The organism is Legionella birminghamensis, assembly GCF_900452515.1.
Classification (GTDB): Bacteria; Pseudomonadota; Gammaproteobacteria; order Legionellales; family Legionellaceae; genus Legionella_C; species Legionella_C birminghamensis.
On the sequence record NZ_UGNW01000001.1, the window covers coordinates 2,870,632 to 2,883,838 of the forward strand.

The window sequence follows — 13,207 nt, forward strand, 5'->3', positions numbered from 1 at the left end:
CATTATCCTTAAATTAGCAAAACCGATATTCTAAATAGGCTTCGTATGGGCCCCGCGGTCGCTGCCGCGGGGATTCGGAGCGGGTACAACATGTGTGTAGATATCTATGGGTCTTTAGCCGCAGAGATTCGGATGGTTGTCGCCCCGAAGAGTCAGATCCGCACACTCGCAAAGATTCATCATCGCATTATTTTTCGTCCTGCATAAACCGCAAAATGCTTTTCGCCGCTGCACTGCCCTGGGCAATAGCCCTTACTACCAAGTCAGCGCCTAAAACCATATCACCGCCGGCAAAAACTTTTGGATTGGAGGTCTGAAAGGGGTAGTGTTTTTTGTCTGAAGTATCAATAAGGCCCTTTTCTGTTAAATCAACATCGAGATGATGAAGCCATTGCGGCGGATTTGCATCAAAACCATAAGCAATAATCACTGTATCCGCCGGCATAAGATACTCACTGCCTGGTTGAAACTCTAAAATGCCCCGCTCATTTTTTACTGTATTGGTTAATTTAACCGCAGCAACTTTTTTTTCACCAATAAGCTCAACTGCCTGCTTATGGCAAATAAAATGCACCCCTTCCTCAATCGCATTCTTGATTTCTTTTTTTGCTCCGGGCATATCCAGCATGCCCTGCCGATAAATGCAATTGACGGAAGCAGCGCCAAGGCGCAAGGCGCTGCGGTTGCAGTCCATTGCCGTGTCGCCCGCTCCCAATACCACCACTTGTTGCCCTTCCAGTTTCAGTGGCGAATAGCCGGGTAAATCAAGGAAATTATAGATATTGCAAACCAGAAAATTTAAAGCCTGATAAACGTTCTGCAATTCCTCTCCCGAAATCCCTGCTTTTTTTCCTTTATCCGCACCTAGGCCAAGGAATACAGCATCGTATTCATTCAGTAAATCATTGGGACTTACATCAAAACCGACCTCTGTTTTCAGGTAAAAACAAACCCCCATCGCTTCTAAAATCTGACGACGCCGCTTCACTATTTTTTTTTCTAATTTAAACTCGGGAATACCAAAGGTGAGCAAACCGCCAATTTCAGGATACTTGTCAAAAACAGAGACTTTCGTGCCATTTTTAGCTAAAACATAGGCACAGGCCAGACCTGCCGGGCCTGCGCCAATAATAGCAACACGTTGTCCATTGGGCACAACACCGCTCATGTCAGGCTTCCAGCCATTGGCTAATGCCCGGTCGGCAAGAAACTGCTCGATTGCGCCAATAGTGACTGCGCCCAAACCATCATTCAGAGTACAAGCACCTTCGCAGAGGCGCTCCTGAGGACAAATACGGCCACAGACCTCAGGGAAGGGGTTGGTTTGATGCGCCAGTTCTGCTGCCTCATCCAGCCTCCCTTCAGCAACAAGCTTCAGCCATTCCGGAATATGATTATGTACCGGACATTGCCATGCACAATAGGGGTTGCCGCAATCAAGGCAGCGTCCCGCCTGATTCTGAGCCTGTTCCAGACTATAGGATAAATAAACAGATGCTGAGTGACGAATGCGCTCCTCAGGACTCAGCTTTTCAGGTTCCTGCCGTTTATCGATTAAAAATTTGAATTCTACAGGTTTACTTTCTTTCATACATTAGCAAGGTATCCCAACCTGTTGACTTCGGTTTAACCAGCCAGAACAGCGGTAAATACTCATCAAAAGAGTCTTTAATCTGTTGCCCCCAACGACTACCGGTTTCCCTGGTATGATTTTCCAATAATTGTTCAAGAAAATCAGTAAATCCGCTTTTATCCGCATCTGTCAAACGATGCCATTCGATAAACTCACTATTGCACTGTTTCGAAAAGCTGTCATTCAAATCCAGAACAAAAGCCAGGCCGCCGGTCATACCGGCACCGAAATTAATACCCGTTTCACCCAAAACAAGAACAACGCCAGCAGTCATGTATTCACAGCAGTGCGCACCGGCACCTTCAATGACGGCAATCGCCCCTGAATTACGTACCGCAAAACGTTCTCCTACCTGTCCGGCCATATAGCAGCAGCCTCCAGTTGCACCGTACAGGCAGGTATTACCAGCGATAGTCATTTCATTAGAAGGGTAGCTTGCCTCTGCTGGCGGTTTGATGACAATTTTTCCGCCGCTAATGCCTTTTGCGACATAATCATTTGCCTCTCCAGTCAGACAAAGGGAAATTCCCTGGCAGGTCCAGGCGCCAAAGCTTTGTCCGGCACTACCGGTAAATGCTATTTGAATGGTTTCATCGGCCAGCTTTTTAAATCCAAACTGTTTTGCAACATATCCTGCCAGTCTCGCGCCGATTGAGCGATCGTCATTACGAATAGGGAAATGAAGGCGTACTGGTTGAGACATCGAAAGCAGCGGTTCGACAGCTTCCTGAATGCCTTGCGCCAGTTTTGCCTTGTCCCTGGGTTTGTTCGTTTTTGGCAAATCCCGCCATTGCCAGGATGAATCCGATTCTGTTTTATCAAGCATGAAAGACAGATCGATGCGCCTGGTAAACGGATCATCGCTTGCTATTTTCTGTAGTAAATCTCTGCGGCCAATAATCTCCTGCAGGCTGGAAAAACCCAGGTCAGCGAGGATCTCCCTGACTTCCTCAGCGAGCCATTTGAAATAGTGGATAACCCGTTGAGGGCTTCCCTGATAATGATTTTCCCTTAGAAAATCATCCTGAGTCGCTATCCCGGTAGCACAATTATTGAGATGGCAAATTCTTAAATATTTGCATCCCAGGGCAACCATTGGCGCTGTGCCAAAGCCAAAACTTTCGGCTCCCAAAAGAGCAGCCTTCACAACATCCATTCCGGTTTTCAAGCCGCCGTCGACTTGCAGAATAACGCGATGCCGCAGATTATTTTCCAATAACAGCTGATGCGTTTCATGCAAACCAAGCTCCCAGGGCGAGCCGGTATATTTAATGGATGAAGTCGGACTCGCTCCGGTACCGCCATCGTAACCCGAAATAGTTATAATATCGGCATAAGCCTTGACTACCCCGGCGGCAATAGTGCCTACACCCGGGCCTGAAACCAGCTTGACCGCAATTAAGGCCTCTGGATTTACCTGTTTTAGATCAAAAATCAATTGTGCCAAATCTTCAATCGAGTAAATATCATGATGAGGCGGCGGTGAAATTAATGTCACTCCTTCACCGCAATAACGTAATCTGGCGATCGTTTCATTAACTTTGCTGCCTGGCAGTTGCCCGCCTTCGCCCGGTTTAGCCCCCTGGGCTATTTTAATCTGAATCACATCGGCATTGACGAGAAAATCAGCAGTCACCCCAAACCGCCCAGAAGCGATTTGCTTTATCTTGGAACGCTTGATTGTTTTATGGCGATACTCAGCCTCTCCCCCTTCGCCTGAATTGGATCGCCCCCCCAAGGTGTTCATGGCAACTGCCAGGGCTTCATGCGCCTCAGGGGACAGAGCACCTAAGGACATGGCCGCTGTTTCAAAACGGGGAAATATGCTCACTGCAGGCTCTATATTCACTAGCGGCAGTCTTATTTCTGCAGGTTTTAGAAGCAGCAGATCCCTCAAGGCAGTGAAGGGCCGCTGCTGAATCAGTTCTGAAAAACGCTGATACAGTTGATGATCCCCTTGTTTTGCGGCTTCAAGCAAAGCCATGACCACATCGGGATTGAATTCATGATACTCATTATCGGGCAAATATTTTAACAATCCTCCATGCCGCGGATGACTGTAGGGATTATGGGCATTATCAAAATATGCCCGGGTCTGATTATCCAAATCAGCGAACTCTAAAACCTCCAGTTTTGAAGCGCTTTGGCTAAAACAACGATTAAGAACCTGCCGGCTCAAACCAATGATTTCGAACAATTGAGTTCCACAATAACTGGCGAGCGTGGCGATCCCCATTTTGGCGCTTATTTTCAAAAGGCCGCCTTCAATGGCTTTGACGTAATTGGCAAGCCCATTTTCTATTTGGAAATCATGGATTAACGAATAAGCCAGATAAGGATAGACGGCAGCAGCGCCGTAGGCCAGCAAGGCAGCAAAATGATGCGGATCCCTTACCCAACCCGAAGCGACCAGCAAATTGCAGTCATAGCGTTTTCCTGTTTCAACCAGGCTTTGATGAATAGCCCCAACAGCAAGCAGCGGATGCAGTGGGATATCCTGGGGATTAATTGCGATATCGCTCAAACGCAAAAAGACAAAGCCCTCATTAACGGCCTGTAATGCTTCCGAACAGAGACGCTCAATAGCATCTGCCAAGGTTTCCTGCGGCGTATAAGATAGCTCCAGATTTGCACAGGGATAGCCTGAGGGGCCGAGAACCGCAAGATGCTCCCACTCCGCTGAAGAAAGCACCGGGGATCGCAAAATAATACGCTGTGCATGCGCGGGACTCCTTTCGAAAATATTTCGCTGCCGGCCCAAAGTGATTTCAGTTGACATAATGACCGACTCACGCAGTGAGTCCATGGCAGGGTTAGTAACCTGGGCAAACTGCTGCCTGAAATAATCGAATAATGGGCGGTTCTGGGTGGATAAAAGCGCTATGGGTGTATCATCTCCCATGGAGGCAGTGGCCTCTTTTCCTGTCTCTGCCATCACTTTTAGCACATCATGCAGCTCTTCATAGCTGATATCGTATAACTTTCGATAGAAGATAGCCTGGCTGTTATCCAGACTCTCGGCACTTAAAGCCTGATGCAGCCTGAGCGGAGGGCGGTAAGTGTAGTCTTGCAACCACGCCGCATAAGGACTACTTGCCGTAAGCATTGAATCAATAAAGTCGGAGGTCATTACTTGCTGCGCCTGGATATCAACAGCAAGAAGCTCACCAGGTCCAATCCTGCCCTTGCAAAGAATATTTTCTTCGGCAAGATCAATGACACCCGCTTCAGAGCAGACAAGCACCAGGCCATCCCTGCTTTGCAAATAACGAGCCGGACGAAAGCCATTGCGATCCAGTGCACAGCAAACGATCTGACCATCCGTAAACACGACACTGGCTGGCCCATCCCAGGGTTCCATTTGCAAAGCACAATAGTTAAAAAAAGCCTGCTGCGCAGCATCAAACATTTTATGATTCTGCCAGGCGGGCTGAATAAGAAGACGAATAGCCTGGAAGGCGCTCATGCCGCCGCGGACAAGAAACTCCAGCATATTATCCAGACTGGCTGAATCAGAAGCCTCAGGCTCCACAATAGGCCTGATATCATCAAGGCAGGGATGCTGTTCATTCAATAAAAGCCTGCTACGGGCTAAAACAGCATGTCGATTGCCTTGAATCGTATTAATCTCACCATTGTGCGCCAGGAAACGAAAAGGCTGGGTAAGACGCCAGGAGGGTAAGGTATTCGTTGAGAATCGTTGATGAAACAGGCTAAATGCGGATTTCAGGTTTGTATTGCGCAAATCTTTATAAAAGGCAGGTAAATATTGGGGTAATACCAAGGCCTTGTAGACAAGAACCTTTGCTGACAGGGAACAAATATAAAAAAAAGGATCATCATTCAATCCTGTTGAAACCTGATGGCGGGCCAGCATAAGCTTCGCCTCTGCTTTGCTATGCTCCAAAGCACCATCGATATTGACTAACACCTGAGCAATATGAGGTAAATTTCCAAGCGCATGTGCTCCGCAAAAATGGCTATCAACAGGCAGATCCCGCCAGCCTGCAACGGAAAATCCCTGGGCATTCAAAGCCTCATCCAGCTTTTCTTTCTGAGCCTGCTGATACGCTGGATTGAGAAAGCACATTCCAACGGCGAAGCGCGGGTTCAGATGCCATCCCTGCTCTTTTGCATATTTTCGAAAGAAAAGTTCAGGCAATTGAATCATTACACCGCAGCCATCAGCTGACAGACCATCTTCACCAGCTGCCCCTCGATGGGTCAGACGCTGTAAAGCAGTCAGCGACAATTTAATAATGCGATGAGAGGCTTTACCATTGATGCTGGCAATAAAGCCACAGCCGCAATTATCCTTCTCAATAATAGCCACGCCCATGCCCTCTTTTCAGTTTTAATACAGAGCCTTTAATTAAGATATAGACCTAAATGGAATGCCTGGGAGGGCACAAATCAAAATTCTTACCTGAATGGTACTATTTAGATTTTATCCTTCTTACTTTTTAACAGTAATCACCAGTCAATGAAATACCCGGTTGCCTGTATGGCTCTACCATTAGAGCCGTCCGGCGCACCATGGGCCCCGCGGTCGAAGCCTGAGCGATCCTCACAAAATATGAGGATAAGTATATGACTCATATAAAAAACGCTACGAACCGCTCTTTATGCGCTGTATCCATGCAATGTTTCTGATGAATAAAAAGTATTACAATCCACCATCCTATTCATGGTTACCGCGCATAAAGCGCGGTACGTAAGCCCCTGTTAAGATGATTAATTTTGGGAGGATCTCTAAGGTACCCTGGTTAGGCAATGGAACGCACAATACCGCCGTCTACATGCACCGATGAGCCATTGGTCGCTGAAGCCAGCGGACTGCAGAGGAAAGCGACCATGTATGCGACTTCCTTGGTGCTGGCAAAGCGTTTGAGCAGCGATGAGGGTCTCATAGTATTGAAAAATTCCTGTTCGATTTGCTGGGCTGTCAGTGATCTTTCCTGCCCGATTTTCTTAATAAAATCATTCACCCCCTCACTCTGTGTCGGACCGGGGAGAACGCTGTTAACGGTGACATTGGTTCCAGCGGTGAGTTCGGCCATTCCACGTGCAATGGCGAGTTGTGCCGTTTTGGTCATTCCATAATGAATCATTTCAGGGGGGATCTGTAAACCTGACTCGCTGGAGATAAAAATAATACGCCCTTCATTTTTCTGCAGCATCAGGGGTAAATAATGACGGCTTAAGCGTACCCCGCTCATTACATTAACATCGAACAGATGGAACCATTCTTCATCCGAAATATCCATAAAGGATTTAATTTCGTAAATTCCTACATTATTAATCAGTATATCAACTGAAGGCATGGCCTGAATCAGGCTGTTTACACCTTCTTTGGTACTCAGATCAGCAGGTCCGGCAACCAGTTTGGCCGCAGGATGCAGGGAACGGATGTGATCCATTGCCTGGTGCACGCGCTGCAGGGAACGACCATTGATAATTACTGAGGCTCCTTCCGCAGCAAGTACTTCTGCAATTGCAAGTCCAATACCGCCAGTGGATCCAGTAACCAGAGCCACTTTGCCATCCATTTGAAAGTCCATATTCATTCCTTATTTTCCAGAGACATTCATCTTAAACCGGACTTTAATATTCGTCCAAATATAAATTAATATGGATTAAAATTTTTACAGGTTAGATGGTTCACATGGCAGGTAGACGGAACAGCGCTATGTGAATAGCATCTCATTTTCGCCGCATTAATTGCATTATCTGCAACACGATAAATGCCGCTTTTCCAGACATGCGCTAAATTATCCATTGCGGTACACTGCCATAAGGGACGAACGGATATGCCATTTACCAATGCATCGCAATCCTCTCTCGAAATACTGCAGGTCTTGGGTTGTTTACTTTCACTTTTACAAAGGGTTTTGGCGTTCTTTAAGGCAGTCCATTCGCTTTTAGCAAAAGCGATATATCGTTTCTCGGTATCATGTGCATGGCAATGCCAGATTTCATTATAGGAAACAATGACAGTTGCCTGCACTTGACAAGCAACTCCACTTAAAAAAAGACTTAAAAGCCATCCTGACTTTCTCATGGTTTTCTCCCTGATTCAATCGAATAACAAGAGAAAAAATCTCCTCATTATTCTAATTGTAATCTACTGGAGAAAGTCCTGTTAAAATATATATCCTTATTAATGATTGATTTTAGCAGAACCAGTTTCACTTTCTCCTTCACTTTCGTCCTCATGTTCCTCCAGGTCAGATAAGGCAATTGGTTTTTTTTCCACCCCCACCATTTTTTGAATCTGCTTTTTGAATTTCGAGGAAACTTCGTGCTCCAACTCCTGAGGATGGGGTTGCAATTGGTGTGTGCCTTGCAGAAAGCTTGGATGATGCCAATCCGTATGATCGACCTCATGAGACATGTTGTGGGCAGAACTGGAACTTGAGCTTGTAAACGAGAAAATATCATCAGCAAGATTATTATTGTTATTGTTACTGGAATAGTTGTTATTGTTGAGATCTATACTGTCTTCCAGAAGATCCTCTTCAAATTCATCTGGAATTGATTCCCGGGAATTCTGTAGGGAGTCTGGGGATTTAGCTACATCCTCTCCCGATTCTATGAGCACGTTGATGCTGGATGAAAAATAATTGCTCGCCTCCCTCGGCATATAAGCGGCTTTGGGATGGTGTGCGGGCGCTACCTGTTTTTTATGGGTAAGAATAGCAGACTCATCCAGCAATTTGGAAAACTGCGGCAACATCTCAGCGGGTACTTTAATCCCTTCTGGCGTTATCTTAAAGCTATCAGCGCCTGTTTTATCCCGTAAATTGGCAACATAATTTTGAAATAGATGATAGGCTTCTTCCCTGCGCGCTGGGGGCTCGCATTGGAACACCAGGTTGCCATCCTGATGGCTGACCTGCCAGACAATCGCCGGCTTGTCTGTCGGCATTATGCGCAAATGCGCTAAAACCACCTTGCCGTCGCCAGATAAAATTGAAGTCGGATTGCTCAGTTTATTTAAGTTGTCCAGCGCATCAATTTCCTGAGGGCCTAGCATCATTTTCTGTCTAAAAATTTTAAACATTGTCTGATGGGCATGGGTTGCCCGTTGATAGGCCTCATCGACCTCGTGAACATACTGATCAAAGAGCATGTTTTGATTGGTTCTTGCTGAAAGTTCGGACTTCACTTTATCGCACACAGTATCGATCGGCTGAATTCGATTAATGCGCTCTGCGAAAGCGGGGCTGTGAGCTGAATACACCTCAATCATTTTTTCAATCGTACTGCGTTCCTGAGTACTGAAAACTTTACCCGCTGCATCAGGATCCATTCGATAAAGATAGAGCATCCCCATCATTTTTTCACTCATCAAAGCATCATAAAACACCGAGATATTTTTAAATTTCTTGTTGCTGTCTTCCGGTTGAACAAAGGTAAAATCATTTCTTAAACTGTCAAGAATCGGGTTTTTTTCTCTATAGGCATGCCCAAAGTCAAATCCAAAAAATTGGTCGTTCAACTGACCCTTATTTTGTCCCTGCGACCCCAGCACATCACGATCACCCTGTGAAATAACCAGTGCTAAAGATTCACCTAGATCTTTGATGCCATCGTCAGCAATAAAACGGTTATTAATTGTTTTTGCCTCACCGTTTTCAAATTGCACCAAATGGCCCTGATACAAATCTTTCTTCACGCTTCCCCGTAACTTGCCTTCAAAGACTTTAAGTCCAGGCTCCCATTTACAGGCGGTCATTATCTTGGGTTTACCATTCGCATAACGGCCAAATGCAAGCTCCTGTTCCTGTACCTTCATGCCATATGCCTTGGCCACGGAATTGGCAAAATATTCCAGGACCGCATTGGTATTCTCCACCTCAGGGTCGGAGAGCCTGATCTTCTCGTAAACCACGGTAGCAGGTGATTTTACAAAAGAAGGCAATGATTTAATCGCATTGGTTTTTTCCAAACGATCTTTGGGTGGAGACACTTTGCCGCTGGGCGTATCGTTATAATCCTGTTTGATTAGCCATAAATCTATTTTTTCTGATCCCGGCACCATCAAGGTTCCAGTTTTACCTTCCTTCTCAATCTGGGCGCTAAATTTTTGCAGTTCCCTATATCGATCACTGAAGGGCGCATCAACCAGACTTTTAAGCGTGCCCCTTACCTCTTCTATCGACATATTTTCTTTAAAAACGCCTGGCATAGCAGCACTTAACCGCCGCTGAAATGCGGGATTAATTTTAACCCCTAAAAATCCAGGTTCTACACCACCGGGCTTGTCGCCAATATAAAAAAATTCACCCAGGACTGTACCCACTGGATAATGGCGGTTGTCAAGACGGGGAGGAATAATACTATGATCCATTTTTTCGTAGCTCATGATCAGCTTGTCCTTAAGGGAAATATGGTATTTTGTTGACTATTTTTTGATTATTTATATTAAATATTATACAATGATTGGGCTGTTTTTTGTGCCGCTTTTCAGAGTATCTGGTTTTAGACTCAGATAATATCGATTTCATGCGGTTTGATAAAGTAAAAAAATTGTTAATTTTGGAGCAGTGAATATGGTGAAAGAAGTAAGGATAGAGAAAAAGAATACCGAAAAAAAAGAGAAGCATTCAAGAAGTGGATTTAGCCTTGTTACAGGAAAAGCAATTAAAAAATTGCGTGTATATGGTCGTGCGATTGCGAACACAGCGATATTGGCCTGGAAGTACAATGCCAGAAAAGATCCCAATGCCTTTCACCACCTTTTAAATGATCTATACCGCGCGCTGCCACCCAACAAAACGAAAGTGCTTAAGGTACCGGTCATTTCTCCAAAACTTTACCCACCCCAAATTGTTCAAGAGGTGGTAGCGATAGGCAATGCGCCTATCCTGCTGGCAATTGAACAAATTCCCTGCTCACAATCTAATCAAACATGGTATACCCAGCACCCGGATAAACCTAAAATTAAGCGTGGCCGCGCTTTCTCCTCGATTCTTGAAGCCATTGGAATGGGGGTACTGACCGCGAATGAAGAGATTCATAACGCTTTTCTCAACCAGATGCATAGTTTGTCATTTGCTTCCCTTAATAATCCCAATGCAATTCATCATGAATTTCAAACGAATACGCTCGAAGTGATTACCAATGAAACAAATGCTTTAATTAAACAGATTGAAGAGCGCTCTGCCAGTAATGAGCCAATAGAGATTGATTTTCTGGTCTTTTCTTTAAAGATTCTTCTCAAATCTTTCTACCCTAACACAGAATGGAATGATGAAGCCTGGATTGGCAGATTAGCCAGGGCAATTGAAGAAGTGTCGCATCAGGCCTTTAAACACATTATGGATCCTTACAGCAATATGGAAAAGCTTCGTCAAATTGCCGCAGCGCATCTCGATGAGTATATTGACAAGATTCTGGAAGATAACAAGCCTGCTTATTTGACTCCTGAATATGTCAGGGATACCAGTACAGAGATAAAGAAACAAATCATTATTGCACTACTATTTGCGGGCGGCGATAACATCAGACGGCTTATTGAGCATTGTCTTGTGGAGTTTGGCCAGCAAGGAACTTTTAAAAAGTATTTTGCAGATGGCGTAGCGTATTCCGATTTGCTCACTTACATGAAAGAAGTTGAGCGCCTGTATACTATTATTTTTGCCCAGCCTGGTGAAGCCGAAGAAAGCTTTACTATCGAATATGAAGGTGAAAGGTTTAAAGTCAAGGCGGGTGACCACCTTCATTATACCACCTGGATAGCTACCACTGATGAAAAGGAATGGGGTCCGCATGCGCGTGAATTTAATCCGGAAGCAAATAAGGATAAACATGCAGAATTACAAGCAGATTTAACATTTGGTGCAAAACAGCGCCGCTGCCGAGGAAAAATTTTCACACACAAAGTTGCACCAGAGCTTCTCATGGCTATTATGAATCAATTCGAAATTCGAAGCTATGTGGGCGGCAACGAAGGGGTACATCCAATCAAATATGATTTTAATACCGAAGTGGATGGTGCTGTTAAGATTAGATATACCCGCAGACTTCAACAAACCATCGAAAAAGAGGTGGTTGAAGATGAGGCCAGACAGCCTGTAAATGGCAGCAGAGTAACGACAAATTACAAGGGATTAGCAGAGAAATCGTTCATTTGCCAGTTGAATAAATCCAGCTCGACAGAGGAGAGTGATGCGATGGAGGTAGAAGCTGAAAGAGCCGAATCCTTTATCAGTCTAAATTAAGACTGCAGTTAACTGCAGTCTTAATGAACCGTAGAGGGTTAAATAAGCTTTAACCCTCCCATATACGGCTGCAAAGCCTCAGGCACGTGGATATTCCCTTCTTTGTCCTGATAATTCTCCATAATAGCTACCAAAGTACGGCCTACTGCCAGCCCCGAACCATTCAGGGTATGTACCAAGTGGATATCCTGAGTCTCGGGATGACGATAACGGGCCTTCATTCGTCTGGCCTGAAATGCTTCCATGTTGGAGCAGGAAGAAATTTCCCGATAAGTGTTCTGACTCGGCAGCCACACCTCCAAATCGTAAGTTTTGGCAGAACCTGCTCCCAAATCCCCCGTACATAAGCTTACCACGCGGTAGGCTAAGCCGAGGCGCTGCAGAATGACCTCTGCATGACTTGTCAGCTTTTCCAGAGTCTCATAAGAAGTTTCCGGCCTGGTAATCCACACCAGTTCAACTTTCTCAAACTGATGTTGCCTAATCATGCCCTTGGTATCTTTACCGTAAGAACCTGCTTCACTGCGGAAACAAGGCGAATGGCAGGCATGCTGAATCGGTAAGTCCTGAGCGGGAATAATGCAATCTCTCACAGTATTGGTAACGGGAATTTCCGCAGTGGAGGTGAGATAATAGTTTTGCTCGCCGGTTAATTTAAACAAATCATTTTCAAATTTTGGCAGCTGACCGGTTCCCAGTAAACTGTCTGCATTGACAATGTAGGGAACATAGATCTCATTGTATCCGTGTTCAAGCGTATGGATATCCAGCATGAACTGAATCAAGGCGCGATGCATACGAGCCAGATTCTGTTTCATCACAACAAAGCGGCTGCCGGTAATTTTTCCAGCAAGTGCAAAATCGAGCAAGCCTTTTGCCTCACCCAATTCATCATGTGATTTTACGGCAAAATCAAACTGCGGAATTTCTCCCCAACGCCTGACTTCCTTATTCTGGGTTTCATCTTCACCTAGCGGCACTGATTCATGAGGCAGGTTAGGAATGGATAGCAGCAGCGCATCAAGCTGCTTTAATACAGCATCTAAGTCCTGCTTATTAGTTTCCAGCTGCTTGCCCAATTCATTCACCGCTTCGCGCATGGAATCGATATCCTCGCCGCGTGATTTGGCAAGACCAATCGCTTTGGAGCGTTGATTACGTTCATTCTGCAAAGCCTGTGTGGCTACTTGCAAAGCCTTACGCTGTTCCTCCAGTTGAAGGAATTGCTGCGTATTAAATTGGAATCCGCGTGTAGCCAACCTCTCGGCAATTAAATGGGGATTTTCGCGTAATAACTGGATATCCAACATGAATTTCACCTCAATTATAATATGTCAATGGCCAAAGA

The 13,207-nt window shown here is 45.3% G+C and carries 7 protein-coding genes; 1 reads left to right on the forward strand and 6 read right to left on the reverse strand.

Annotated features, from left to right (window positions below; all coding sequences use genetic code 11):
* Positions 1-187: 187 nt before the first annotated feature.
* The 5 genes from DYH42_RS12215 to DYH42_RS12235 all read right to left on the reverse strand — a co-directional run bounded on the left by DYH42_RS12215 (position 188) and on the right by DYH42_RS12235 (position 10,001).
* Complete coding sequence (locus DYH42_RS12215) at positions 188-1,591, reverse strand: FAD-dependent oxidoreductase (RefSeq protein ID WP_058522484.1); 1,404 nt, start codon at positions 1,589-1,591, stop codon at positions 188-190.
* Complete coding sequence (gene gltB, locus DYH42_RS12220) at positions 1,578-5,966, reverse strand: glutamate synthase large subunit (RefSeq protein ID WP_202814578.1); 4,389 nt, start codon at positions 5,964-5,966, stop codon at positions 1,578-1,580. Before gltB ends, DYH42_RS12215 begins: the two co-directional genes overlap by 14 nt.
* A gap of 433 nt (positions 5,967-6,399) precedes the next feature.
* Positions 6,400-7,194, reverse strand: coding sequence for an SDR family NAD(P)-dependent oxidoreductase (locus DYH42_RS12225; RefSeq protein ID WP_058522486.1), 795 nt, complete (start codon positions 7,192-7,194; stop codon positions 6,400-6,402).
* A 65-nt stretch (positions 7,195-7,259) separates the two neighbouring features.
* On the reverse strand, positions 7,260-7,694 hold the full coding sequence (locus tag DYH42_RS12230) for a hypothetical protein (protein ID WP_058522487.1): 435 nt from the start codon (positions 7,692-7,694) through the stop codon (positions 7,260-7,262).
* Between the two features lie 99 nt (positions 7,695-7,793).
* Complete coding sequence (locus DYH42_RS12235; protein WP_058522488.1) at positions 7,794-10,001, reverse strand: hypothetical protein; 2,208 nt, start codon at positions 9,999-10,001, stop codon at positions 7,794-7,796.
* Between the two features lie 187 nt (positions 10,002-10,188).
* On the opposite strand from DYH42_RS12235, the gene DYH42_RS12240 reads away from it, so the two are divergent.
* Positions 10,189-11,859 (forward strand): cytochrome P450 family protein, encoded by a 1,671-nt coding sequence (locus DYH42_RS12240; protein ID WP_058522489.1) that lies wholly within the window; start codon positions 10,189-10,191, stop codon positions 11,857-11,859.
* A 38-nt stretch (positions 11,860-11,897) separates the two neighbouring features.
* Here DYH42_RS12240 and serS read toward each other — a convergent pair whose 3' ends face one another.
* Positions 11,898-13,169, reverse strand: coding sequence for a serine--tRNA ligase (gene serS / locus DYH42_RS12245; protein WP_058522490.1), 1,272 nt, complete (start codon positions 13,167-13,169; stop codon positions 11,898-11,900).
* Between the last annotated feature and the right edge of the window lie 38 nt (positions 13,170-13,207).